Raw genomic sequence first — 25516 nt, forward strand, 5'->3', positions numbered from 1 at the left:
ATCAGCGCCCCCATTCGTTGGGACGGTTACCGGTGGAGATGTGCCGTGTACCCGGCTGGACCCGTTTCGTGCTGGTGTCCGAGCCGACGACGTCGTCCACGGCGGACTCCAGTGGTCCCTCGATCTCGCCGACCACGGCCTCGTCCACACGCTCGCGAGTGCTCTCGCCCTCAGAGCTCGCGGCGGCCGTCGGTGCGGTGCCGAGGACGTTGAAGGCGAGCATGATCAGTCCAATCACCGTGAGGTAGACGCCGGCGTCGAACACCATGGACGTGGAGACGTGCTGCCCGAACACATAACCGTGCTGCGGCTCCATGTACGTCCCCTTGAAAGCCATGTTCCAGAGCCCGATGGCCACGGAGACCATCACCCCGCCGCCGATCAGATAGAGCGGGGCTCGTGGCGGTCCGATCTGCCGGTCCTTGGAGGTGGACAGATACAGCAGGCCGACCACGGCGGAGCCGACGAGGGCCGCGATGAATCCGCCACCGGGCTCGTTGTGACCGCGCAGGAACAGAATCGCGGAGACGATCGCCAGAATGGGGAGCATCACCCGGACCAGGAGCTGTAGCTGGCTGGTGTTGCCCCACGAGCTGAGTATCGCCCGGCGCGCCGTCGGACTGCCCAGGGCCGGACCCTCAGGGGCGCAGCCATCCGCAGCCGGGTCGTCGACGTGGCCGTGAGCAGCGCTGCCAGCATCACCAGCAGGACCTGTTGAGCCGCTGTCTTCACGAACGTCCAGCTGAACCAGGGTCGGATCCATGTGGCGATTGCGCACCGTGGAGAGGATCGCGGCGATCGCCACACCGGTCATGCCCAGCACGGTCAGCTCCCCCAAGGTGTCGAGGGCACGGAACTCCACCAGGACCACATTGACGATGTTGTAGCCCCCGGTGATGTCCTCCCCGTTCTCCAGCAGGTAGGTGCCGACCTCGGAGCGACCGCGGCGACCCGTCAGTCCCCACGTCGCCAGGCCGGTGGCCAGGCCGGCGCTGATCGCGATGATCGCCGCCGGAATGGCGCGACGCTTCGGCGGTTTCTGGAACATGCGGGGCAGCTTCTGCAGCACCAGCATGATGACCACCACGGTCAGTGTTTCGACCAGCAGCTGAGTCAAGGCCACGTCCGGGGCGCCCAAGGACACGATCTGCACGGTCATCAGACCCCCGATCGCGGACAGGGCCACCGTCGCGCCGAGCCGGGACTTGGCCAGGGCCAGCCCCAAGGCGGCAGCGGCCAGCAGAACCAGCAGGACGACGTCGATCGGCCGGTTGAGGTTGGACTGCAGCGGCGGCAGCCCGTCGCCGGCGTGGAGGATCAGCACCCCCGGCACGACAATGGCGGCCAGCGACAGCACCATTACGGCCGCGTGGGAGACAGCGGCGTCCCGCGCGGTGAGACGCTCGAGTCCGGCACCCAGCCGAGTCAGCCCCCGGATTCCGGCCTCGATGATCGACGTGCCACTGAAGGGCAGTCCATGAGCTTCCAGGGCCGGCCACAGGCGATGCCGCACGGCGAGCGTGCCCAGCCCCAGGGCCAGCACCGCGACCGTGGTGAGCAGTTCTGGGGTGACCCCGTGCCAGAGGACGAAATGCGGGTGCGCGTGGGCCTCGGGCAATGCGGTGTTCGTCGCGGCGCCCACGACCACGTCGAGGACCGGCAGCGCCAGCAGCGCGACGACGGAGACCAGGATCGGCACGGCGGTGGCACCCGCCAGAATCGCGCCAGGGGCATGGAAGTCCGAGTCGTGCGTTTCTCCCTCGGAAGACCCCTCGGAACCTCCCTCGGCATCTCCCGCAGGTCCCCGGACCGGGTCGACGAAGCCCCCCACGACAATCTTGGCGCAATAGGCCAGCGTCAGCACCGAGCCGATCGCGGCCCCGGCCAACGCCACCGGTCCGGCCCAGCCCGCGAGCATTCCGGCAGCCCCGCCGTCGGAGGCCCAGCCGTTGAGTGCCGTGAAGATCGACTCCTTGGAGACGAACCCCAGCAGCGGCGGGATGCCCGCCATGGCGCCCGCCCCGAGGATCGTCACGGTGAACGTCGCGGGAAGCACTGAGCGGATCACGGGCAGTTGACGCAGGTCGCGGGTGCCGACGGCGTGGTCCACGACGCCGACCATCATGAACAGCCCGGACTTGAACAGGGCGTGGGCGATGGTGTGGATCAGCGCTGCCGCCAGGCCGGCCTCGGTTCCCGTACCGATGGCCGCCACGATGAGTCCGAGCTGGCTGACCGTGGAGTAGGCCATCAGCTTCTTGAGGTCATACTGCTGCAGCGCTCTCCATCCACCGACGGCCGAGGTCACGAGCCCGACGGTCACCAGCAGGATCGACCAGACCGGGTTGTCATGAAAGACCGGCGAGAAGCGCATCAGCAGGAAGATGCCTGCCTTCACCACCGCGGCGGCGTGCAGATAGGCCGAAACGGGGGTGATGGCAGCCATGGCATCGGGCAGCCAGGAGTGGAAGGGGAACTGAGCCGACTTGGTCATGGCCGCGAGCGCGATGAGCACGGCCACCATCGTGGTGAAGGCCGGGTCGGTGGCCCACAGGTCGGACGCCAGAACGGTGCCGAGGTCCGTGGTGCCCATCCGCGCGGCGATCAGCGCCACCGCGACGAGCAGCGCTAGACCACCCATGAAGGTGACCAGCAGGGTCCGCATCGAGGGGCGGAACGCCGGGTCCCCGGAGCGGGCGATGAGCAGGAAGGAGGCCAGTGAGGTCAGTTCCCAGCAGAGGAACAGGACCACGAGGTCATCGGCGGTCACCAGCCCGACCATGGACACCGTGAACATGGCCATGCCGAGATAGAAGCTCAGGTACTGAGAGGGCGGCATGCCGCGATCCAGATACCGGGTGGAGTAGATCAGGACCACGGCCCCGATGAGCAGCGCGATCATCGTGAACACACTGCCGATGGGATCCGCCGAGAACGCCAGGTCCACACCCCAATCGGGGATCCACGGCACCGACCAGTCACCGGGTCCCGAGTCGGAGCCGCTCGACGAGAGAAGGGCCGGGAGGTAGGCCACGGCAGCCACCAGATACACGCCGGCGAGGGGCCACCCCGCATTGCGACCGAGACCGCGGCAGAACACCGGGGTGAGAAGAAGCCCGACCGCCAAGAGGGCAAGAGTCAGGGCGGTGGACATGGCTTCCACCCTACCAATTCAGGGGCGTCTCAGGGGACGGTTGCCGCCGATGACGACGACGTCGCGACGCGGCGAATGGCATCCGACACCCGAACGAGCAGCTGCCGGTCCGCCGGGTGACCACTGGCTCGGTCCGTGACCAGACCGACGGCGAGATGGAGGTTCGGATCGGCCCATCCGAGGCAGACGTCGGACCCGTTGTGGCCGAACGTTCGCTCGGTGCTGGTCACTCCCATCGGGCAGCCCTCGCCCGTGCCGCCCAACTGGATGCCAGTCCCCCACCGCGTCGGCAACCTGGTCCAGGCGTCCTTGCTGCCGTTGGAACTCGGCATGCACAGCGCCTCGCGGTCTGATGCTGTCTCCCGTGCTGCGTCCGATGCCGTTCCGGGATCCATGGACGGGGCCGTGAGAAGGTGCTGGTACAGCGAGGCCAGTTGATGCGCGGTAGTGGAGATCCCCGCCGCCGGGATTTGCGCTTGGCGTACGTCCCGCCGATTGACGACGGCCGCGACCAGCGGTCCGCCCGGAACCGCATGCCATGAGCCGTCCACGGGCAGGCACCGGTGCAACTCGCCGTCGGGAACCCCGGGATGCACGTCGGTGAGGCCGGCGGGCTCGAGGACGAGTTCGCGGAGCAGTTCCGCCCAGGGGCGGCCAGTTGCCCGCTGGGCCACTTCCGCCAGGATGAAACCGAAATCCAACGGCTGGTACGCGGAGCGGGCAGCAAAACGCCGGTCCCGACGTCGGCCCCGCACGACCCGCTGCACGGAGTCTTCCCTTCGGTGCATGGTCAGGACCGCGGCCGGATAGGGCCCAGCCGTGGGAAGGGCGGTGCGGTGCGTGAGGACCTCCCGGACGGTGGTCGCTGCCTTGGACCTGCGCGCGGCGGCTCCGTATTCCGGCCAGAGATCGGCCACCGGGGCGTCGAGATCGAGGTCTCCTCGGCGGGTGAGGCGGTGGATGAGCAGGGAGGTGAAGGGTTTGGAGGCAGAGAACAACCAGCCCAGGGCCTCGCGCCGGCACCGGACGGCATCATCCAGGACCGTGATTCCGTGATGCATGATCGTCAGCTGAACCGAGGCGCCACGAGATCCGGCCAGCAGGAGAATCTGGTGCCACGACTCGGGGTCGTGCACCGGCGTCGTGTCCATGGCACCACCGTAGTGGGCCCTACACTCGGCACGTGGAGACCTTCTGGCTGGCGTTCGGGCTGACCCTGCTCGCCGGTCTCTGCACCGGCATCGGCGGCCTCGCCTCCGTGGTTCCACGCCGGACTTCCGGCCCGTTCCTCTCGGTGTCCCTCGGTTTCTCGGCCGGCGTCATGCTCTACGTCTCCTTCATGGAGATCCTGCCGAAGTCGCTGGAATCACTGACGGAAGCGAATGGGGAGACGGCCGGCCCCTGGGCCGCTGTGGTCGCCTTCTTCGGCGGCGTCCTGCTCATCGGTCTCATCGACCGGTTGGTGCCCGATCCCATCAACCCCCACGAGCCCGGGCTGGTGCACGATCCCGGCGCGGCGCTCAAACGCCGTCGCATGAGAAGGACCGGCACCGTCACCTCCGTGGCGATCGGTGTCCACAATTTCCCCGAGGGCTTCGCGACCTTCATGGCCGGCATGACCGATCTGCAGGTGGCGCTGCCCGTGGCCCTGGCCATCGCCCTGCACAACATTCCCGAAGGCGTGGCTGTGGCGGTGCCGATTCGTGAGGCGACCGGGTCCCGCCGTCGGGCCGTGATGTGGTCTTTCATCACGGGACTCTCTGAACCGGCCGGGGCGTTGATCGGCTTCGCGCTGCTGATGCCGTTCATGAACGACTTCACCTTGGGCGTCACCTTCGCCGTCGTCGCCGGAATTATGGTGTTCATCTCTTTGGACGAGTTGCTGCCCACCGCCCGGGAGTATGGTCGTCATCACTTGGCGATGTACGGGGTGGTCGCGGGAATGGCCGTGATGGCGGTGTCTCTGCTGCTTTTCAACAGCATCTGAACGCCCGAGGCGACTCGACCCCGGGTGTAGAACAGAATCATGACCACTCCGCGGGGCGATTGCGCCGAACACACTCCTGACTCGCCGGCCTCTGCTGGCACGACCGGCCCGAGGCGGGTTCGGACGATCGGCTTCGGCCTGGCCATGCTGGCGGTGCTGTTCATCTCCGTCGTCCTCCGCCCCGGTGCCACGTCCCTGGGCCCGGTGCTGGCCGAGGTGTCCAGCTCCCTGAGCATCGACGAATCCACGTCGGGCATCCTTACCGCCCTGCCAGGCTTGATGTTCGGACTGGTGGGGTTCATCGCCGTCCGGATGGGGCAGCGAGCCGGGTTGTCGTTGACCATCGCCCTCAGCCTGGTCGTGGTGGTCCTGGGACTGGTGTTGCGTCCGTTCTCCACGTCCTTCTGGGGCTTCATGCCCCTGACCGCGCTGGCTCTCGGAGGGATGGCCGTGGGCAACGTCCTCGTGCCGGCCTGGATCAAACGCCATGGCGGCCTGCACACCGTGGCCCTGATGACGCTGTACAGCATGTTCCTGACGGTGGGCGGTTCGGCCGGTTCCGGCCTCGCCTCTCCCCTCGCCGGAGCAGCCGGAGCGACCGGTGCCCTCGGTGATCCCGCCGACGGCTGGCGCTGGGCTCTGGCCTTCTGGGGTGTGGTTGCCGCTGTGCCCATGGTGTTGTGGCTGCTCGTGGCCCGCCACACCGGCCACGACTTCCCCGGCACCCCCGCGCAGGACCGACCGGACCGGCCTCTGTGGACGTCCCCCACGGCCGTGTTCCTCATGATCCTGTTCGGCTTCCAATCGATGAACGCCTACGTCCAGTTCGGCTGGTTGCCGCAGATGTATCGCGACGCCGGCCTCGATGCGAACCTGGCCGGTACGCTCACCGCGGTCGTGGCCGCGATGGGCGTCATCGGTGGCCTCATCATGCCCACGGTGATCGACCGTTCCCGGACGCTGGCCCCGTGGATGATCGGCTTCGGTGCGCTCACGACCGCCGGCTGGCTGGGGGTGTTGATCGCGCCGGCCGAGGGGGCCCTGATCTGGTCGCTCCTGCTGGGAGTCGGCGGCTTCGCCTTCCCCACCGCGATCTCCTTGATCCCGGCCCGGAGCCGCCAGCCCCACGTCACGGCCCGGCTCTCCGGCTTCATCCAGCCGTACGGCTATCTCGTCGCCGCGATCGGACCGATGGCCGTCGGGATGATCCATTCGGCCCTGGGCAACTGGACGCTGGTGCTCATTCTGCTGGCCTGCTCCGGCGTGGTCCTGGCGGTGGCCGGGCTGCGGGTGTCCGGCCGGATCTTCGTGGACGACGAGGTCCAGGCCTGACCGGTCCCCTCAGGGAGCCTCAGTAGACGACCGCTTCTTGCAGCGTGGCCTCCGCTGAGCGTTCCTCGCCGTCTTGGGTGGTCCAGTCCACAGAGATGACGTCACCGACGTTGTGGTCGTTGACGATCTCGGACAGTTCTGCGCCCGAGCGCACCGGATGGCCGTCCACCGAGTGAATGACGTCGCCGGCCTGCAGGCCGAGTTGATCCGCCGAGGAGCCGGGAGTCACCTCGATCACCACGGCCCTGTCGCGCTCCGTGCCCACGACGATGCCCAGTGCGCCGTCCACCCCGATGCTGACGGTCTCGGTCTCCTCACCGGAGAGCACCTGCTCCACGACGTCCAGGGCCGTGGACACCGGCACCGCATATCCACTGACCTGCTCGGCCGAATCGCCCTTGGACGCCGCCGTGGTGATGCCGATGACCTGTCCGTTGCCATCCACCAGCGGCCCGCCCGAGTAGCCGGGGACCACATCGGCGCTGGTCTCGATCAGCCCGGAGAGTCGCGAGTAGTCGTCCGGCACCTCTGAGGAGGCGACGATCGCCTCGTCCAGCCCGGTGACCTCACCGGTCACGGCTGTCAGGTATCCCTGTCCCCCGCCGTTACCCACGGCAGCGGACCGCTCCCCCCGCTGTGGCTTCTCGGTGTCGATGGAGGCCGTCTGCAGGGCTGGGGCGTCCTCGATCTGCAGGACCGCGATGTCATGAAGGGAGTCCCGGCCCAGCACCTTCGCCGAGTACACGTCGCCCGAATCCGCAACCGTCACCGTGACCTCGGAGGCATCCTCCACCACGTGATAGTTGGTGACGGCTAGGCCCTCGGCGGAGAGCACGACTCCCGTGGCGGTCCCCATCCCCTGCATGAACCGGGTGTCCACCATCAGCACGCCCGGAGCATCGGTGACCTCGATGCCCCGGTCCAGACCCTCATCATCGAGCACTGGACCGGCGCTCCAATCCACCTGGACGCCGTCATGGCTGCGCTCCAGTGACTCCGTGAGCGGAGTGTCCCCGGCAGCAGGCAGCGCCGGCGCGTCCCCGGCCACGAAATCCTGGATCTCCTGAAACACCAAGGTGCCCACCCCGCCGGTCAGGATGGCCGCCGCCACGAATCCCGCGGTGATGATCAAGCGGAATCCGGCGCTCCGACGTCGGGCTGGGCGGCGCTGCGGGGGGTGCGGGTAGTACGGATACGAGTAGTGCGCTGAAGGCGCTGATGGCTCTGAGGGCGCTGAATAGATCGGGCCGACGGCGGGAGGCCGGTCCGGAAAGGGCGGGATCCCGGCCGCGGAGCGACCGGGATCCCGTTCGTCGTCAGTCTCGTTCACCGTGACCTGGGGTCAGGCGCGGACGGCTTCGAGGGCGGCGTCGTAGTCGGGTTCGGTAGTGATCTCCGGAACGAGCTCGGTGTACTTCACCGTGCCCTGCGGATCGATCACGATGACAGCGCGAGCCAGCAGTCCGGCCATGGGGCCGTCCGCCTGGGTGACGCCGTAGTCCTCGCCGAAGGACGACCGGAACACGGAACCGGTGGCGACGTTCTCGATGCCCTCGGCCGAGCAGAAACGACCGGCGGCGAACGGCAGGTCAGCGGAGACGGCCAGCACAGTGGTGTTCTCCAGGCTCGCCGCCAACTCGTTGAACTTGCGGACGGAGGCGGCGCAGACGCCGGTGTCCAGAGACGGGAAGATGTTCAGCACCACGGTGCGGCCGGACAAGGATTCCAGCGTGACCGGGGACAGATCGGAACCGGTGAGCTCGAAACCCGGGGCGGTCGATCCGACGGAGGGCAGTTCGCCGACGGTGTTGACGGGGGTGGAGTTGAATGCGGTAGTAGCCATGTGCTCCAACCTATCGGTTTAGGCTGGCGAGGTGGAACTGCGCAGCAACATCACCGGGACCGCCCTGTTGTTCGAAGGTGGAGGCATGCGGGCCTCGTATACCTCCGCCATGGTGGTGGCTCTCGTGGAAGCGGGAATCCACTTCGACTTCGTGGCCGGGATCTCGGCGGGCTCCTCCAACACCGGCAACTATCTCGCCCGCGACGCGTGGCGAGCTCGCCACTCCTTCGTCGATTTCGCCGCCGACCCCAAGTTCGGCAATTGGCGGACCTTCCTGCGCGGGGACGGTCTGTTCAACGCCAAGTACATCTACGAAGAGACCGGCCTGCCGGACCAGGCCCTGCCCTACCCGTGGGAGACGTTCCGAGACAATCCGGCCACCATGCGGTTGGGCGCCTTCGACGCGGAGTCGGGCGAAGCGGTGTGGTGGGGCCGGGAGGACACCCCGACTCTGGCGGACCTGATGGTGCGCGTGCGGGCGTCGTCGACCATGCCGGTGCTGATGCCACCGGTCCAGCTGGACGGACGCACCTACGTGGACGGCGCCTTGGGCCCCGACGGCGGCATCCCGCTGTCCGCGGCCGAGGACGCCGGTCATGACCGGTTCCTCGCCGTGCTGACCCGCGAGCGTGACTACGTCAAGACTCCCGAACGGTTCCCGGCGTTCTATCAGCGGTACTTCCGCAAGCACCCGGCGATCGCGGAGGCTCTCATCACCCGCTGGCGGCGATACAACGAGACACGGGAGCGACTCTTCGAACTCGAACGCGAGGGCCGGGCCTACCTGTTCGTCCCGGAGACGATGCCCGTGTCCAACGGTGAAAAAGATGTCCGCAAGCTGGCGGCCGCCCATGAGATGGGTCTGGCCCAGGCCCGCCGGGAACTGCCGGCCCTCCGGGAGTTCCTGGGGCTGCCCGTGAGCTGAGAGGCTACTGAGCTGAGAGGCTATTACTGCGCCGATTCGGGCAAGCCGAACACCCGGTCGAAGCACCAGGCATAGGCGGCGTTGTAGATGAGGAAGAAGACGATCAACGCCGCCTCGTACAGGAACGCCTCCACGAGACTGACCTGCAGCAGCAGTGCGACGGCCGGAACCAGCAGGATCACCAGCCCGGTCTCGAACAACAGCGTGTGCATCAGGCGCACCCGGACCGGCCGGCCGGTGCTGCCCGAGCGACGTTCCCAGCGCTCGAAGAGGGTGTTGAAGACCAGATTCCACAATAGGGCCACCACGGAGGACGTCACCCCGACGGCGGCGCTGGCACCGGCGGGATTGCCCAGCAAAGCGAGGATGACGGTGGTGAAACCGATGGCGAGCCCTTCGAACACCACGGCATATACCACGCGGCGGACGGCCGGCGTCGGGAAGACGGGGCGCCTCACTAAGGCTCGGCGTCCCCCCGGTGCCATCGGTGCTTGGCGTGCCGGAGATTGCCGGCGGACGGTCGGGGTCGATGCGGTGAACGGCGCGTGAGTGGGCATGGTGAAGAGACCTCCTGGCGAAAATCCATGGGAAGACCTCTACTGGTTCGCGTCCATGGAACTGGATGCTGGGTGATGCGCGGCGGGACAGGCTGCTCCTCTCGAGCCGGCCGTTCCCGGGGTCAGCACCGTGGAGCCATTCTATCAACTCGCAGCGACTACGCCGGGCCAACGCCGCCGTCGTATGCTCTGAGCATGACCACGCACTCCTGCCCCAGCTCCCTCGGCGCGCGCGGAGGCTCCCGGTGAGCGGCGGCCTCGTCGCCCTGCTCGACGACGTCGCCGCACTGGCCCGCATCGCAGCCGCCTCAGTGGACGACATCGCCGCCGGATCAGCCAGAGCCGGCACCAAGGCCATCGGGGTGGTGGTGGACGACGCCGCTGTCACCCCTCAGTACGTGTCCGACGTCGACCCGTCCCGCGAGCTGCCGATGATCATGAAGATCTTCTGGGGTTCGCTGCGCAACAAACTGCTGATCATCCTGCCCGCGCTGCTGCTCATCAGCTCGTTCATTCCGTGGGTCATTCCCTGGATTCTGATCCTCGGTGGCACCTACCTCTGCTACGAGGGCGCCGAGAAGGTATGGCACAAGCTCCGCGGTGACCACGAGCCCGAAGACGACCAGCCCGCTCCGGCGAAGGGTCCGGAGGCCGAAGCCAAGGTGATCAAGGGCGCCATCACCACGGACTTCATCCTCTCGTGCGAGATCATGGTCATCGCCTTGAACGAGGTGGCCGCCGAGAACATCTGGGGGCGGGCCCTGATCCTCGTGGTCGTCGCCATCGCCATCACCGCTCTGGTCTACGGAGCGGTGTCACTGATCGTCAAGATGGACGACGTCGGCCTGCACCTGGCGCAGCGGGACAGGCCGGCGACGCGTCGCCTCGGGGAATCCCTCGTCAAAGCCATGCCGGTGATCCTCGCCGCCATCACCTTCATCGGGACCATCGCGATGCTCTGGGTCGGTGGCCATATCCTCCTGCAGCAGTCGTCCGAGCTGGGCTTCCACGCCGCGTACGACTGGGTTCATGCGATCGAGGAGCCGGCCGCCTCGGTCCCCGCAGTGGGCGCCGTGCTGGGCTGGCTCGTCAACACTCTGTGCTCGGCCGTCGTCGGGCTGATCTGGGGCCTTCTGGTGCTGGTGGTCGCCACGCCGCTGCTGAAGATCCTGCCCTGGAGTGGAAACAACAGCGACAAGAACACCAGCAGCGGCGATGGCTCGCACCGGCCAGCGCCGACCGAATCAGCGCCGACCGAATCAGCGCCGACCGAGTCAGCGCCGGGCGAATCAGCTCGCGGCGGGGACTGAGAAGGCCCACATCACGCCGAAGCGGTCGAAAACCTGTCCGTACCAGTCGCCCCACGGGGCCTTGTCGAACGGCATGTTCTCGGACCCTCCGCCGTTCACCAGCTTTCCCATCAGGTCCCGAGCGGCCTCGGGGCTGTCCACGGTGTACAGCAGGGAGTAGGCGGTGTCCTTGACCGGGTAGTCGCCGTCGTCCATGACGTCGCCGCCGGCCAGCTCACCGCCGGGAGCGCTGAGCGTGACGTGCGCGACCGCTTGTGGGTCCGGCTCGAATGGCAGGCCCTCCAGGTCCATATCGCCGTAGCGGATCAGGTTCAGTTCGCCGCCGAAGACCTCTTGCCAGTGCCCGAAGGCTTCGGCAGTGGTCCCGGGCAGGGAGATGTAGGTGGCGATCGACGGTGCCATGGTGCGCTCCTCGTTCTCGATGGAATCGGTGGGTGATACGCACCAGCATGCCCTGCGCCGCTGACCTGCGCCCTCTCCGATCCTGCGCTTCCCGGGAGATCTGTCCGGCTGCTACTGGCGAGGATGACGTGACCTGTTCCACGGATCCGGACTGTTGGGTGCAGACCACTGGTCCGCTTACAGTCGAATCGTGAGAGCTACGTCATCCGGAACCGCGTTCGTGATCGCCGGCGGAGGCAATCGCGGGGCCGTGCACGTGGGCCAGTTGCGGGCCCTCTTCGAGCGGAACATCACCCCTGATCTCATCGTGGGCACCTCCGTCGGGGCGATCAACGGCTCCGTCGTGGCCCGTGACCCCCATCCCGACGTGGCCGAGGAGATCCTGTCCTTCTGGGAGACGGAAGAGGCACGGGCCGTCTTCGGCCAGTCCTGGTCGCGGCAGCTGGGCCGGGTCATCCGCGGACGGACCTACACCCTGTCCGACAAGCCCCTGGTGGATCTGATCTCCATGCACTTCCCGGACGGCGCGAAGATCGAAGATCTGGCGGTGCCGTTCGTCACGGTGGCCACCTCGATCGAGCGGGCCGCGGAGCAGTCCTTCGACTCCGGACCGCTGGTTCCGGCCGTCGTCGCCTCCGCCTCGGTTCCGGGTTTGCTGCCGCCCACCCGGATCGGCGACGAGCATTACCTTGACGGTGGCCTGGTGGCCTCGGTGCCCCTCGGCCAGGCGATCCGGCGGGGTGCCACGACGATCTACGTCCTGCAGGCCGGGCAGCTGGACAAACAGCTCCGCGTTCCGACGTCCATGGTGGAGACCCTCAACGTCTACGTGGACATCTCGCGCCGGCACAGTTTCACTCATGCCATGGACCACGTGCCCGACGGCGTCACGGTCCACGTCCTGCCGACCGGAGGAAAGCCCAAGGTCCGCGGCCTCAAGGCGATGATATCCTTGGAGCACACGGCAGAGCGCGCGGACCTGGCCTACGAGGCGTCGGTGGCGGAGCTCGACCGGATAGCCGGTCAGTGACTCAGTGCTCGACGAGGACTCAGTGCTCGACGTCGATGACGATCTTGCCCTGCGCCTCGCCTTCCTGGCTGATCCGGAACGCCTCAGCGACCTCGCCGAGCGGCAGGATCCGGTCGACATCGACGACGAGCTCCTTGGCCGCGACCCGGCGCAGCAGATCGCCCAGTCGTGAACCGTCCGGGCGGACCCACAGCCAGCGTCCTCCGTGCTCGGTCACCGAGGAATCGGTGATGGAGACGTGGCGACCGCCGTCCTTCAGCACCGCCAGAGTCGTCTCCAGCACGTCGGCGCCGGCGAAGTCCGCGACCGCCGTGACGCCGTCGGGCGCCTGCTGACGCACCCGCTCGGCGAGGCCGTCTCCGTACTCGACCGGAATGGCGCCGGCGGCCTCGAGCTTGCCGAAGTTGCGCTCCGAGGCGGTGCCGATGACCCGGGCGCCGGTAGCGACGGCCAGCTGCGTGGCGATGTGCCCGACGCCTCCGGAGGCCGCATGGATCAGGACGGTGTCATCAGCGGACAGGTCCAGTGCTTCGATGGCGCGGAGGGCCGTGAGCCCCGTCAGTGGCAGCGCTGCGGCCACCTCGTCGGGAACGGAGTCCGGGATGGCGGCGGCGAACTCCACTGGAATGGTTACATACTCGGCGAACGTTCCGCCGGAGACCACCATCTTGCGTGCGTACGCCGCCACGCGGTCACCGGGCTGAAACTCCGGAGTGTCCGGGCCGGTCTGCTCCACAACGCCGGCCAGGTCCCAACCGGGGATGGCCGGGAAATGGGCGTCCATCATCCCGTCGAGGCCGCCGGACATCACCTTCCAGTCCACCGGGTTGACCGAGGCGCGCGTCACTCGGACGAGAAGCTGCCCCGGACCGACCTTCGGCTGAGGCAGTTCAGACAGCTCGAGAACGTCAGTGTCTCCGTACTGGGAATAGGTCATGGCTCGCATGTCCGGTGCAACAGGAGTTTCCGAACGCCTATTCCTGCCCGTCAGTCCTGCCCGGTGCGCTCCAGGAACTCGCGCAGCACTTCGACGAACGTCTCGGGCGCTTGGGAGTGGACCCAGTGGCCGGCCTCGCGAATGGTGACCTTGTACGTGGAGGGGAACAACTCCCGCATGATCGGGGTGTATTCCTCCCGCACATAGTCCGAACGGCCGCCGGCGATCCAGAGCATGGGGCCCTCGTAGGTCGCACCATCGGCATCGGGAAAACCGCCGATGGTCGCCAACGACGTGCGCAGCAGCTCCAGATTCGGTTCCCAGGTGTAACCGTCCTCGGTGCTGCGCAGATTCTGCAACAGGAACAGCCGAGTGGTGTCCCACGGGATCGCCTCCTGGAGCGCCTCGTCGGCGTCCGAACGACGCTCGACGGTGGACAGGTCCAGCGCGGCCAGGCTGTCGAGCAAATGGGCGAACTCGCCTTCCTCTCCCCCGGACTTCGTCGGCGCGATGTCCACCACGATGAGTCGGGAGACCAGTTCGGGATGGCGCAGCGCCAGCACCATGGCCACCTTGCCGCCCAGAGAATGCCCGACGACGGCAACCGGGCCCTCCGCGGCAAAGTCGCCGCGGAGGGTCTCGGCCACCGAATCGGCCATCTGGCGATAGTCCACCACGTCGGTCCAGTCGGATTCTCCGTGGTTGGGCAGGTCCACCAGCAGCGAGCGGTACTCCGGCGAGAGTTCCTTGGCGACCCGGGTGAAGTTCTTGCCCCGCCCGAACAGTCCGTGCAGAAACACCACGCGGTTGCTGCTGGGCGTGCTGCTCGGCGAGCTGCTCGGCACTGACGCACCGGGTGATTCGGGGCCGCCGGACTCAGAACCGCCGGACTCAGAACCGCCGACGACTGCGGTGTGCACGGAGCTCAAGGAATAGTCAGCCACATCCTGAGCCTAAGGGATGCCGGACGCCGGACTACAGGGCGGCCAGCACCTCGGACTCCAGGCGTGCGTAGCTCGATTCCATGCCATCGGCCATGCCGGTCGCGAGGATGGTCTCGCGCAGTTCGGCGTTCGGGTACGTGACCAACAGCGAGAGAAGCGTGCCACCCTCCACGGATGTGAGCGTCATCTCGTTGGTGGTCGAGGTGTTCTCACCGCCGTTCATGTCGCCGCCGTTCATGTCGCCGCTGTTCGTGTCGCCGTCGATCATGGCCTCGGTGGTGACTTCCCGATGCGGTGGTGCGGATTCGAGGACCGTGCCGGTGAAGCCGAACCGTTCGCCGCCGTCGTTCCCTGCGTCCTTCCCTGCGTCAGCCTTCTCCCAGACGAAGCGGTAGGTGTCCCCCACCGACGTGCCGACCTCGCAGACGGGCATGGTCCAACCGTCGGGCCCCAGCTGCCACCGCCGCAGCAGCTCCGGCTCGTGGTGCGCCCTCCAGACCTCTTCCACCGGCCCGCGGATCACCCGGCTCATCCGTGCCTGGTTGTCGCCAATGAGCTGGGTGTCCACGGCCCGACCCGCGGCAAAGGACTGTAGGTCGGCGACCACGTCGTCGATCTGACTCATGGCCGAGAGCAGGCCTTCTTCCATCCCCATCCCGAGGATCTGCTCGAGCTCTTCGGCCGAGTTGAAGTAGGTGGTGTTGATGAGTCGAGAGCCTGTACCGGTCTCTGTGCTGGTCTCTTCGAACTCGAACACCATGCGCATGACCGGCGACTCGGGGTCACGAGTGCCGTCCTCTCGGGCGAACCCGTCCAGGACTTCGAAGGAGCGCCCCTCATCGACAGCCAGGTACTCGAACCAGCCGCCTGATCTCTCCCCGTCCGGGCCGGTCATGTAGTAATGCGATTCACCGCCGGGATACACGTCGTGGCGGGTGAACGTGGCCGGCCACTCGACCGGTCCCCAGAACTTCTCGATCTGGCGTGGATCAACGTAGGCGTCCCACAGCCGCCGAACGGAAACGGGGAAATCTGCGACGACGGTCATCGTCAGGGCTTGAGGGTCCTGGGAAACATTCGTGACAGGCATGGTCGTACCTTTCAGGTGTCAAGAGAGTCAGGTGTCAAAAGAGTCAGGTGGAGTTGTCGTCCTGAGGATCGTCCGCCAGCAAGGCGTCCAAACGGTCGATCCGCTGACGCCAGAGAGATTCGTACCGGTCCAGCAGTGATTGGACCGTGCGGATGGTTTCGGGATTGCCGCGAACGAGACGCTCGCGGCCTTGACGGTTCTTGTTCACGAGTCCTGCCGCTTCGAGGACTGAGACGTGCTTCTGGACGGCCGCGAAGGACATGTCGTACTCGTCGGCCAGTGCGGAGACGGATTGTGCCTCCGTGAGGGTTCGCCACACGATGTCCCTGCGGGTCGCGTCGGCCAAGGCCCGGAAGATCCGGTCCACCTCGTCGTCGCCCAGGGATGCCGCGTCGCCGAACGGCGCGCCAGCTGCCTTCGAGACAGCTGATTTATTTACAACCATATGGTTGTACGTTAGCGGGCAGTCGTGAGCCGGTCAATGGTCTGGACGACATGGAACGCGTGCACGTCAACAGGCTGACGACCTGAACACCTCCTGGCAAGACGCTGACCGTGGTATCCAGCCTCGGTTGCTATGTTGCGCAGGCCACCATCGAAAGGACGGTAATCGCCATGCGGAAGAAACTGCTGACCAGCGTCGCCTTGGTCGGGTCCCTGCTGGGTCTCGCAGCCTGCGGCGGCGGAGAGACCGGCGACTCTGCCGGAGAAAACGGCAATCAGGGCGCGAGTGCCTCGGCGTCACAGCCGGCTTCAGAGGGTGCCGAGGCGGCGCCGTCAGAAGGGCAGCCCTCGATGCCCGAACCAGACGTCAAGAACGTGCCGGAGGTCGTCGCCACCGTCAACGGCGAGGAGATCACCGGCGAAGAATTCACGAGTGCCTACGAAGCCCAGTTCCAGCAGATGGCCATGCAGTCTCAGATGACCGGTCAGGAGATGAATCAGGACGACATGAAGAAGCAGTTGGCTGACTCCATGGTCGGTACTGAGCTGCTGGTTCAGGACGCAGAAGCTCAAGGCCATTCCGCTGACGATGAGAAGGTCAACGCCTTCCTCGAGAAGACGGCCGAGTCCAGTGGCGTGAAGTCGGTCGACGAACTCGTCGCCAAGTTCAAGGAGCAGGGCTACAGCGAGGATCAGCTGCGCTCAGACGCCAAGAAGCAGGTGTTACTGGACCAGTCCATCGCCGAGATGGACATCGAGGAGCCGACAGAGGAAGAGCTGAAGGAACTCTACGAGCAGACCAAGGCCGCTCAGCCACCGGCCGAGGACGGCGCCAGCGCTTCTGCCGAGACACCGTCCTTCGAGGAGCTCAAGCCCGAGCTGGAGAAGCAGGTGAAGTCCCAGAAGGAGAATGAGGCGCTCGCCGCGAAGATCGAGGATCTGCGCAAGGACGCCGACGTTCAGGTCAAGCTCTGATCAACCTCTGATCGCGCTCTGAACAGAACTGCCCAGATCTGCTCAGAGCTCTGGTTCCCTGGCCGCCCCCGTCACACGAGGGGCCAGGGAAACCGCATTCCCGTGGGGTCGTCGGGGAACTCCCGCAGTTCCAGGAGTTCCCCGACCCTGCGGCGGAGAGCCTCGGCTTCGAACCAGCTGAGCTGTTCGGCGACCTCGTCCGGCACAGCGTCGGCAAGAGGCGCGACGTCGGCCAGCAGGCCGGCGTCGACCGGTTCGCCTGCGAAATCCCAGAGCACCGTACGGAGCTTGAACGGAGCCGCAAAGCAGAGCCCGTGATCAATGCCCCACAGCCGACCGTCCGAGGCTTGCAGCACATGACCAGCCTTGCGGTCGGCGTTGTTGGCCACTAAGTCGAAGAGCGCCAGTTGGCGCAACTGCGCGTGGATGGTGGGCTCGGCGACGAGGGTGAAGTAGTGCTGCGTCGGGTCGTGCTCCACAAACAGTTGAAGTGAGCCGATGCCGAAGGGCGCCTCTTCGCGCACCACGGTCGGTGGCACGATGCCCCATCCCAAGGACTCGCTCAACAGGTAGGCTCCCCGCTCGCGGCGATACAGGCCCGGCGGGAAATCCCGCAGAGGTCGTTCACCCAGCTCCGGTTTGTAGATCGCCCAGTGCTGCCGATCATCGTGGGTCAGCTCGATGAGAAACGTCTCGTTGCTGCTGTTGGCCAGCTGCCCCAGCAGCTCGATGCCTCCGTGGGTGAGGAGCTCGAGCGCTTCCTCCCCCGTCATGACGTTCCCGACGTCGACCTGAACTGGGCTAGCGACTCCTGTGTCGACGAATTCACCGTCAACACCACGGGATCACGACCCTCTTGGTAGGAGATGGCGGACACGGAGCACGGGCCGATACTCAGTCGCTGAAACCGGTCCAGCGGTGTGCCCAGGGCATCGGACACGGCCACACGGATGGGGTCCGCATGCGAGAAACACACCACGGTTCCCCCGTCGTGGGCCCGCCGTAGCCGTTCCAGCGTGCCGGCCATCCGGTCGCGGATCTCAACGAAGCTCTCCCCCTGGGGGAATCGAAAGCGCGACGGCTCCTGCTGGACCGTCTTCCATTCCGGCTTCCCGTACAGATCGGTGAGCTTGGCTCCCGTCCAGTCTCCGAAGTCCCCTTCCACCAATCCCTCGTCCTGGACGATGGGCACCTGCGTACGGGCCGACGTCGGGCCGGCGGTCTCCATGGTCCGCTCCAAGGGCGACGAATAGATGGCGGTGATGGGCAGAGCCTCCAGGCGACCGGCGACGCGATCGGCCTGCTCGCGACCAGCATCGGAAAGATGGAGTCCGGGGGCACGTCCCGGCAGCACCCGTCCAGTGGTCGGCGTCTGACCGTGCCGGACCAGCAGAATCAACGTGGTCGGTGGAGTGGGGGTGTTGTCTGTTGTGTCGTCGGTCGCCATCAGTGTCAGCCTAAGCCGACGCTGTGCTTCCGTCACGGACGCCGACCGCCGTGACCCGGAACACTCTCGACGGCGGTGGCGCCCGCCGTTACGGTGAGGGCATGGGCACCCCTCCTGAAATCAATACTGTGGCCGAACTGCGTGCTTCCGGGCATGAGCAGAAATCGTTGCGTGAGGAGATTCGAACGAATCTGCTGCACGCGCTGGCCGCCGGCGAGAATCCGTGGCCCGGGGTCCACGGCTTCGACCGAACCGTCATTCCCCAACTGGAGCGGGCCCTGATCGCCGGTCACGACGTCGTCCTGCTCGGCGAGCGCGGACAGGGCAAGACCCGGCTACTGCGGACTCTGAGCGGTCTGCTCGATGAGTGGTCGCCCGTCATTGCGGGCTCCGAACTCCATGAGCACCCCTACGACCCCATCACCACGGAGAGCCGGAACCGTGCCGCGCACGACGGCGACCGGTTGCCGGTGGCGTGGCGGCACCGTTCCGAGCGGTACGTGGAAAAGCTCTCGACGCCGGATACCTCCGTGGCTGACCTCATCGGTGATGTCGACCCGATGCGAGTGGCGGAGGGCCGGAGACTCGGGGACCCGGAAACCATCCACTACGGCCTGGTCCCGCGGGCCAATCGCGGCATCGTCGCCCTCAACGAGCTGCCGGACCTGGCCGAGAGGATCCAGGTCGCCCTGCTCAATGTCATGGAGGAGCGGGACATTCAGGTGCGCGGCTATGTACTGCGACTGCCCTTGGACGTGCTGGTCGTGGCATCGGCCAATCCGGAGGATTACACCAACCGTGGCCGCATCATCACGCCACTCAAGGACCGTTTCGGCGCCGAGATCCGTACTCATTACCCGATTGAAATCGACGACGAGATCTCCGTGATCCGGCAAGAGGCCAACCTCACGGCAGAGGTTCCGGAGGTCATCCTGGAGATCCTGGCCCGGTTCACTCGGGCCTTGCGGTCCTCCAGCGCGGTCAATCAGGCCTCCGGAGTCTCGGCTCGCTTCGCGATCGCCGGTGCCGAGACGATTGCAGCGGCCGCTCGACACCGGGCCACCGCACGCCATGACGATCCGGTGGCCCGGCTGGTGGACGTGGAGTCGGCCGTCGAGGTTTTGGGCGGCAAGATCGAGTTCGAATCCGGAGAAGAGGGCCGCGAGGAGGACATCCTCGAACACCTGCTGCGCACGGCCACTGCACAAGCCGTACGTGAGCACTTCGGCGGATTGGATTTCACTCCCCTCGTCGAGGCTTTCGACGGACGCCGGACCACGACGACCGGTGAACGCGTCACCGCCGCTGAGTTCCTCGCCGATCTTCCGGAGTTGGACGACCCGCAGCTGTACGACGAGATTGCCGCACGGTTGGCCGGTGCCGACTCGGAGACCTCGGCTGCCTCTGATGGGCAGCGTGCTGGCGCCATCGAGCTGGCCCTCGAGGGGCTGTACTTGGCCCGTGAACTCTCGAAGGAATCCGGTGACGGAGAAACGGTATACGGCTGAGGAAGAGCCTGCCGCCAGGTCGGGCGAGTCAGTCCTACCCTGGCGCTTCAGCCCACCCCGGGCCACACCAGACCGCCTCGGGCCGCCTCGGGCCGCTTCAGGCCCCTTCAGGCCGCCTCGGGCCGCTTCGGGCCGCTTCGGGCCGCCTCATGCGGCCTCAGGCAGATCGCCCGGCCGCCAGTAGAGGTTTCGGCGTGGCCGCTGATACGGGTCGTGGTAGCGGGCCGGGATGAACCACGGAATCCCACCGCGAACGTCAATCCGCCAGGCTCCGTTATGAACGGTGTGGTGGTGATGAGAACAGAGCATGACCCCGTTCTCGACTGACGTGGGCCCACCATGCTCCCAGTGTTCGATGTGGTGGACCTCGCACCAGGGTGCCGGAATCGAACACGCTGGTGCCGCGCATCCTCCGTCCCGCGCGGTGATGGCGCGTCTGAGTTTCCGACTGAAAAGGCGTTGAGACCGGCCGACATCCAGCACTTCGCCTTGGCCTCCGAGGACCACGGGGATCAGGTCTGCGTCGCAGGCCAGCGTCCGGATGGTCTGTGGATTGACCGGCCCTCCGTAGGCAGTCGAAGCCAGTAGCCGATCCGTGGGGTGGCCACTCGCATTCGCCAGCTGTCCGCTGAGCGTCTCGTAATCAATGGTGACCAGCACCTGTGGTCGGGCACCTCCCCCGCCGACGTCGGGCAGGAGCAGGCCGGCCGCACCCGGCACGTGACTGACCGCACCAGGTAGGGCCGCATCTGCGCCAGGTAGGGCCGCGTCTGCGCCAGGTAGGGCCGCGTCTGCGCCGGGCGGGGCGTTGCCCGTACCGGGTTGAACGCACGTCCTATGAGGCGCGGTTGAGTCTTGGTCGCCGCGAGGTGTGGAGCCTGCACGGGCGGAGCCGGGACGGGTCGAGCTGAGACGGGTCGAACTGAGACGGGTGGAGCTGGGACGGACGAGGGCCAGGGCACCGCTGAGGGCGCTGACCAGCCCATCCAGCTCTCGTTGCGCACGACTCCGCCCGTCCAGGGGTTCTGCTTCGTCCACGTGTTCACCCCACGTCGCTGAGCCCTCGCCAGGCTGCTGCTCGGTCCTGCGGGGATTGGACGCCGCAGACACGACCGTCTTGAGAACCTCATGCTGGGCGTCAGTGGCCAACAGTGACCACCGATGCAACTCGGCTTCCCCACGGCCGTGATAGAAGAGCCCCTGAGCGGCGTTGGCCTGGGCCTCCGTCGGCTCGGTCCCATCCGGATCGGCCACCGCATCGAAACGTTGACGCCAATAGGCGCAGATCTTTTTCAGCGTCTGCGGGTCCACATCCCTGGCCTGAGCGACGAGCACCTGTTCACCGTCGTGCAGCAATTGATCCACCAGGTGCCCCGGCGCACCGGCTCGCGACGCATCCTGCCGGGCGGACGTGAGAGTCTCGACGACCATGTCGACGGCTGAGACGTCCGCCTGCCCGTGATCGACGACTTCGGCGGCGAACGGCATCTTGGGAGCGATCGTTCCCGACTGGTCCAGATGTTTCGTGGCCATCACCTGGCCGGCACGCCGAATTCGCCGCTGCGCCTCTCGCCGATGAATCCGTAAATGCTCCTGGAGGTATTCCGCGGCATTGCGATAGGCACATTTTCCCGGTGCGATGCCGAGGATCTCCTGCCGCGTCTCGTGTTGGTCGAAGAGACGATCGGTGTGCCCTGCGAGCGCGGTGCGGATGGCATCGACTGACCTGGCCAGCTGCTCGACGCCCAACTGGACCATGGGCAACGACCCTTCCGGCGGAGTTGCGTCGATTCCCGCGTCACCGGTTCCCGCGTCATCAGTTCGCCCGTCACCTTCCTCATCGACAGACCCCTCATCGACAGGCCTCACATCGGCGTGCCCCTCATAGGACGTCAGATCATGGTGGCCAGGACTGTCGGCACCGGCATACATGCCCCACTCGCCGGAACGATCGAGCGCTCCGTCGCCATCGTGGTCCGCCCCGGGCTGGAACGACTCGACAGTGTTCAGCCACTCCGGATCGGTCGCACGGGCGGCCAACTCTGCAGCCATCGTCTGGGCGCAGGAAAGGAGCGCGGCAGTACTCACCGACGACAGCTCGTCCGTATTCACGGTCACCATTCCCGCCACCTCCTCGCCTCGTGCTGCCTCATGCCGGCCGCTGCCGGCCGCTGCTGTCCGTTGCGTGCCGTTGCTGCGCTGCCTCGCGCTGTCTGCTACTGCCGCGCACCGTCTCGCTCTAGTACATATATTCGAACACACCCTTCGGACACGATAAGGACCGCAGAGCAAACTGTGGAGAACGGTCGCGAGTCGGGCGGGTGTGCAGGAGTCGGGCGGGTGTGCAGGAGCCGGGCGGATGTGCGGAAGCCGGGCGGATGTGCGGAAGCCGGGCACGTCGATACCTGCCGGCAGATGGTGATCTATCGGCGGTCGAACCCGCTGGACTCGGCGGCACCAGACCCCACCGGACGAACACGCGACGCCGGACGGCCGACGTCGTAAAGTGGCAGGTGAACGCGACGGCGCCACCCCGACGCTCGCCGGCCGACGTCCGATGGCTCGACAGCCTCGGTAAGGAGGCATCATGAACCCTCGCAATCCCTCCCCCCGTTCCTCCCGCTACTCGCCCCGCCACGGCTCTTCCCGCTACGGCCGGTACACCGGCGGTCCGGATCCGCTGGCCCCGCCCATCGACCTCTCCGAAGCCCTGGACGCGGTCGCGGAGGACGTCATGGCGGGGTACTCCCCCGAACAGGCGCTGCGCGAGTTCCTCCGCCGCGGCGGCCGCGACATGCCGGGGCTGGACGATCTCGCCGGCCGGGTACAGCAACGACGTCGAGAGCTCCTCGGCCGTCACCGGCTCGACGGAACGTTGCAGGAGGCCAAGAGGCTTTTGGACGAGGCCGTGCTGGAAGAGCGCAAGCAGCTGGCCCGGGACATTCGGATGGACGACACCGACCGGTCCTTCCGGGAGATGCAGCTGCAGAACCTGCCGCCGTCGACCGCCGCTGCCGTGACCGAGCTGTCCGGCTACGACTGGCAGTCAGACACGGCCCGGCAACGCTACGAGGACATCAAGGATCTCCTCGGCCGGGAGATGCTGGACCAGCGGTTCGCCGGGATGAAGAACGCCATGGAGAACGCCACCGATGAGGATCGAGCGGCCATCGCCGAGATGCTTCGCGACCTCAACCAGCTTCTCGACAAGCACTCGCGCGGTGAGGACACCGCTGCTGATTTCGACAACTTCATGTCCAAGCACGGCGACCAGTTCCCGGAGAACCCGGAGAACATCGACGAACTGATCGACACCCTTGCTCAACGGTCAGCGGCGGCCCAGCGCATGCTCCGTTCCATGTCCCCGGAACAGCGCGAAGAGCTCATGGCCCTCTCCGCCCAGGCGTTCGGCTCGCCGGAGCTCATGGAGCAGCTGAACCGCCTCGACGCGAACCTCCAAGGGCTGCGCCCCGGTGAGGATTGGACCGGATCGGAGCAGTTCGACGGCGATCAGGGCCTCGGTCTCGGTGACGGCACCGGGGTGCTGCAGGACCTGGCCGACCTCGACGAGCTGGCCGAACAGCTCTCCCAGGGTTATCCCGGGTCGGTGCTGGACGACGTGGACGTGGACAAGCTGGCCCGCCAGCTCGGCGATGACGCCGCCGTCGACGCTCGAACTCTGACGCAGCTGGAGAAGGCCCTCCGGGACAGCGATCTGCTGCGACGCGGCACCGACGGGGACCTGAAATTGTCTCCGAGGGCCATGCGGAAACTCGGCAAGTCCCTGTTGAAGGACGCCGCCGGCCGCCTCTCCGGCCGTCAGGGTCAGCGCGACACACGCCACTCCGGCGCCGCCGGGGAACTCACCGGATCCAGCCGCGCGTGGCAATACGGGGACATCGAGCCGTGGGACGTCACCAAGACCATCACCAACGCCATCGGCCGCACAGCCGCGGAGGGACTCGACCCGAGAGCGGGCCTGTCGATCCAGGTCGGCGACGTCGAAGTCCAGGAGACGGAGGCCCGCACCCAAGCGGCGGTCGCCCTGCTGGTGGACACCTCGTTCTCGATGGCCGCGGAGGGGCGGTGGGTGCCGATGAAGCGGACCGCGCTCGCCCTGCACCATCTGGTCTCCACCCGATTCCGGGGCGACCAGCTGCAACTGATCAATTTCGGCCGCTACGCCCAAAGAGTGGACATCGGAGAACTGACGTCACTGCCCCCACTGCGGGAACAGGGCACGAACCTGCACCACGGGCTGCTGTTGGCCAGCCGGTTCTTCCGGCAGCACCCCACCAAGCAGCCCGTCCTGTTGGTGGTCACCGACGGCGAGCCCACCGCCCACCTCATGCCGCACGGCCCGGCAGGACCCGAGGCCTGGTTCTCGTACCCGCCTGAACCCGAGACGCTCCGGGCCACGGTGGCCGAGCTCGACCGGGTGGGTCGCCTCGGAACGGAATCCACGTTCTTTCGACTGGGCAGCGATCCCGGACTGGAACGCTTCCTGGCGGCGATGGCTCGCCGGGTGGGCGGACGCGTCGTGGCACCGGACCCTCAAGATCTGGGAGCCGCCGTCGTCGGGGAATTCCTGCGCTCACGAGGTCAGGGGTACGCGGACGAGCCGAGCTTCGACGGTTTCGACCTCGGTTAGAGGTTTGTATAGAGCAGCTCAGAATTCCAGGACGAGCCGACCGCGCACTCCCCCGGCGTCCAACCGGCGATGGGCCTCGGGTGCCTGTTCCTTGGGCAACACCTCGGCCACGCGGAGCGTCACGGTGCCGTCCTCGGCCTGACGGCGCAGCGTGTCCAGCTTCTCGTGCTCGGTGGCGTACTCGGCCACGAAGACGGGCCGGAACACGACGTCCCGTTCGGGGGTGCCCTCCTGGCCGCGCAGGGTGATGATCGTTCCGCCGTCCTTCACGGCCGGGGCGACGGCGTCCAGCAGCAGAGCCGCATCGATCGCCGCGTCGGCGCCGTCGGGATAGCGCTCTCGGACCCGCTCGGCGAAGCCTTCACCACGGCGCAGCACGACGTCGGCCCCCAAGTCCGAGACCAGCGTCTCGTCCTTCTCCGCGGCGTCGGCGATAACGAACAGCCCGTCGGCCTTGGCCAACTGAACGGCATAACCGCCCATGGCCCCCGCGGCGCCGGTCACGACGAGAGTACTGCCGGGCTCCAGTCCCAGCATGTCCAGGGACCGCCGGGCCGTGAGTCCGTTCATGGGCAGGGTCGAGGCCTCGGCGTGACTGGTGTCTCGCGGAGCGGCGACCACGGAGTCGGCCGGCACGGCGACCTTCTCCGCATACGCCCCATGGGATCCGCGAGGCAGGACGATGGCCATCACGCGGTCACCAACGGACAGATCGGTCTGCACTCCCGGGCCGATCTCCTCGAGAATCCCGGCGGCATCCATACCGGGCACGTATGGCGGCGGTTGCTTGGAGGGGCCGGCAAAGCCGGAGCGACGGGCAGTGTCGGTGGGGTTGACGGCCGCCGCGTGGACGCGGATGACGACTTCGCCGTCGCCGGGCGTCGGATCGGGCAACTCGACCACTTCGAGGACGTCTGGTTCACCAGGTTCACGGAATCCAATAGCTCGCATGTTCAGCGCAACCGGACGATCTCCAGGGT

The 25516-nt window shown here is 66.9% G+C and carries 22 protein-coding genes; 8 read left to right on the top strand and 14 right to left on the bottom strand.

Features of this window, described 5'->3' with window-relative positions; genetic code table 11:
* Position 1 precedes the first annotated feature (1 nt).
* Both ACFQQD_RS00180 and ACFQQD_RS00185 read right to left on the bottom strand, forming a co-directional pair.
* Positions 2-3154, bottom strand: coding sequence for a DUF4040 family protein (locus ACFQQD_RS00180; protein WP_378084970.1), 3153 nt, complete (start codon positions 3152-3154; stop codon positions 2-4).
* Positions 3155-3183: 29 nt separating this feature from the next.
* Positions 3184-4305, bottom strand: coding sequence for a serine hydrolase domain-containing protein (locus ACFQQD_RS00185; protein WP_378084972.1), 1122 nt, complete (start codon positions 4303-4305; stop codon positions 3184-3186).
* Between the two features lie 32 nt (positions 4306-4337).
* On the opposite strand from ACFQQD_RS00185, the gene zupT reads away from it, so the two are divergent.
* Both zupT and ACFQQD_RS00195 read left to right on the top strand, forming a co-directional pair.
* Positions 4338-5141, top strand: a complete 804-nt coding sequence (zupT, locus tag ACFQQD_RS00190; RefSeq protein ID WP_378084974.1) for a zinc transporter ZupT — start codon at positions 4338-4340, stop codon at positions 5139-5141.
* A 39-nt stretch (positions 5142-5180) separates the two neighbouring features.
* Positions 5181-6473, top strand: a complete 1293-nt coding sequence (locus ACFQQD_RS00195; RefSeq protein WP_378084977.1) for an MFS transporter — start codon at positions 5181-5183, stop codon at positions 6471-6473.
* A gap of 19 nt (positions 6474-6492) precedes the next feature.
* Here the strand turns inward: ACFQQD_RS00195 and ACFQQD_RS00200 are convergent, their stop codons facing one another.
* A complete protein-coding gene (locus tag ACFQQD_RS00200) occupies positions 6493-7803 on the bottom strand; it encodes a S1C family serine protease (protein ID WP_378084979.1) in 1311 nt (436 codons plus the stop codon).
* A 12-nt stretch (positions 7804-7815) separates the two neighbouring features.
* Positions 7816-8316 carry a thiol peroxidase gene (gene tpx / locus ACFQQD_RS00205; protein ID WP_378084981.1) on the bottom strand — a complete coding sequence of 167 codons (501 nt, stop codon included), beginning with the start codon at positions 8314-8316 and terminating at the stop codon, positions 7816-7818.
* A gap of 31 nt (positions 8317-8347) precedes the next feature.
* On the opposite strand from tpx, the gene ACFQQD_RS00210 reads away from it, so the two are divergent.
* Positions 8348-9241: a patatin family protein gene (locus tag ACFQQD_RS00210; RefSeq protein WP_378084983.1), complete on the top strand. Its 894-nt coding sequence runs from the start codon at positions 8348-8350 to the stop codon at positions 9239-9241.
* Between the two features lie 23 nt (positions 9242-9264).
* Here the strand turns inward: ACFQQD_RS00210 and ACFQQD_RS00215 are convergent, their stop codons facing one another.
* Positions 9265-9798 carry a PACE efflux transporter gene (locus ACFQQD_RS00215; RefSeq protein ID WP_378084986.1) on the bottom strand — a complete coding sequence of 178 codons (534 nt, stop codon included), beginning with the start codon at positions 9796-9798 and terminating at the stop codon, positions 9265-9267.
* Between the two features lie 245 nt (positions 9799-10043).
* On the opposite strand from ACFQQD_RS00215, the gene ACFQQD_RS00220 reads away from it, so the two are divergent.
* On the top strand, positions 10044-11108 hold the full coding sequence (locus ACFQQD_RS00220) for a DUF808 domain-containing protein (RefSeq protein ID WP_378084988.1): 1065 nt from the start codon (positions 10044-10046) through the stop codon (positions 11106-11108).
* Here the strand turns inward: ACFQQD_RS00220 and ACFQQD_RS00225 are convergent.
* A complete protein-coding gene (locus tag ACFQQD_RS00225; protein WP_378084990.1) occupies positions 11088-11510 on the bottom strand; it encodes a VOC family protein in 423 nt (140 codons plus the stop codon). The genes ACFQQD_RS00220 and ACFQQD_RS00225 overlap by 21 nt on opposite strands.
* A gap of 190 nt (positions 11511-11700) precedes the next feature.
* Here ACFQQD_RS00225 and ACFQQD_RS00230 point away from each other — a divergent pair, with 190 nt between their 5' ends.
* Positions 11701-12540, top strand: a complete 840-nt coding sequence (locus ACFQQD_RS00230; RefSeq protein WP_378084992.1) for a patatin-like phospholipase family protein — start codon at positions 11701-11703, stop codon at positions 12538-12540.
* Positions 12541-12559: 19 nt separating this feature from the next.
* Here ACFQQD_RS00230 and ACFQQD_RS00235 read toward each other — a convergent pair whose 3' ends face one another.
* The 4 genes from ACFQQD_RS00235 to ACFQQD_RS00250 all read right to left on the bottom strand — a co-directional run bounded on the left by ACFQQD_RS00235 (position 12560) and on the right by ACFQQD_RS00250 (position 15956).
* A complete protein-coding gene (locus tag ACFQQD_RS00235) occupies positions 12560-13486 on the bottom strand; it encodes an NADP-dependent oxidoreductase (protein WP_378084994.1) in 927 nt (308 codons plus the stop codon).
* 41 nt (positions 13487-13527) lie between these two features.
* Positions 13528-14322 carry an alpha/beta fold hydrolase gene (locus ACFQQD_RS00240; RefSeq protein WP_378086058.1) on the bottom strand — a complete coding sequence of 265 codons (795 nt, stop codon included), beginning with the start codon at positions 14320-14322 and terminating at the stop codon, positions 13528-13530.
* A gap of 130 nt (positions 14323-14452) precedes the next feature.
* Positions 14453-15511, bottom strand: coding sequence for an SRPBCC domain-containing protein (locus tag ACFQQD_RS00245; RefSeq protein WP_378084996.1), 1059 nt, complete (start codon positions 15509-15511; stop codon positions 14453-14455).
* 43 nt (positions 15512-15554) lie between these two features.
* Positions 15555-15956, bottom strand: a complete 402-nt coding sequence (locus tag ACFQQD_RS00250) for an ArsR/SmtB family transcription factor (protein WP_378084999.1) — start codon at positions 15954-15956, stop codon at positions 15555-15557.
* A gap of 170 nt (positions 15957-16126) precedes the next feature.
* Between ACFQQD_RS00250 and ACFQQD_RS00255 the strand changes: the two genes are divergently transcribed.
* On the top strand, positions 16127-16930 hold the full coding sequence (locus tag ACFQQD_RS00255; RefSeq protein ID WP_378085001.1) for a SurA N-terminal domain-containing protein: 804 nt from the start codon (positions 16127-16129) through the stop codon (positions 16928-16930).
* Positions 16931-17001: 71 nt separating this feature from the next.
* Here ACFQQD_RS00255 and ACFQQD_RS00260 read toward each other — a convergent pair whose 3' ends face one another.
* Together ACFQQD_RS00260 and ACFQQD_RS00265 are read right to left on the bottom strand one after the other, a co-directional pair.
* A complete protein-coding gene (locus ACFQQD_RS00260; RefSeq protein ID WP_378085003.1) occupies positions 17002-17703 on the bottom strand; it encodes an SCO1664 family protein in 702 nt (233 codons plus the stop codon).
* Entirely contained in the window at positions 17700-18377 is a 678-nt protein-coding gene (locus tag ACFQQD_RS00265) for a histidine phosphatase family protein (protein ID WP_378085005.1), read from the bottom strand. The genes ACFQQD_RS00260 and ACFQQD_RS00265 overlap by 4 nt, the downstream gene beginning before the upstream one ends.
* 101 nt (positions 18378-18478) lie before the next feature.
* Between ACFQQD_RS00265 and ACFQQD_RS00270 the strand changes: the two genes are divergently transcribed.
* Positions 18479-19885: a sigma 54-interacting transcriptional regulator gene (locus ACFQQD_RS00270; RefSeq protein ID WP_378086060.1), complete on the top strand. Its 1407-nt coding sequence runs from the start codon at positions 18479-18481 to the stop codon at positions 19883-19885.
* Positions 19886-20032: 147 nt separating this feature from the next.
* On the opposite strand, the gene ACFQQD_RS00275 is transcribed toward ACFQQD_RS00270, so the two are convergent.
* Positions 20033-22006 (bottom strand): DUF222 domain-containing protein, encoded by a 1974-nt coding sequence (locus tag ACFQQD_RS00275; protein WP_378085007.1) that lies wholly within the window; start codon positions 22004-22006, stop codon positions 20033-20035.
* A gap of 466 nt (positions 22007-22472) precedes the next feature.
* Here ACFQQD_RS00275 and ACFQQD_RS00280 point away from each other — a divergent pair, with 466 nt between their 5' ends.
* The gene (locus tag ACFQQD_RS00280) at positions 22473-24536 is read left to right on the top strand and encodes a VWA domain-containing protein (protein ID WP_378085008.1); all 2064 of its coding nucleotides are present in this window, start codon (positions 22473-22475) and stop codon (positions 24534-24536) included.
* Between the two features lie 18 nt (positions 24537-24554).
* Here ACFQQD_RS00280 and ACFQQD_RS00285 read toward each other — a convergent pair whose 3' ends face one another.
* Complete coding sequence (locus ACFQQD_RS00285; RefSeq protein ID WP_378085010.1) at positions 24555-25487, bottom strand: NADP-dependent oxidoreductase; 933 nt, start codon at positions 25485-25487, stop codon at positions 24555-24557.
* Between the last annotated feature and the right edge of the window lie 29 nt (positions 25488-25516).

The organism is Citricoccus sp. GCM10030269 (assembly GCF_042665635.1).
GTDB lineage: Bacteria > Actinomycetota > Actinomycetes > Actinomycetales > Micrococcaceae > Citricoccus.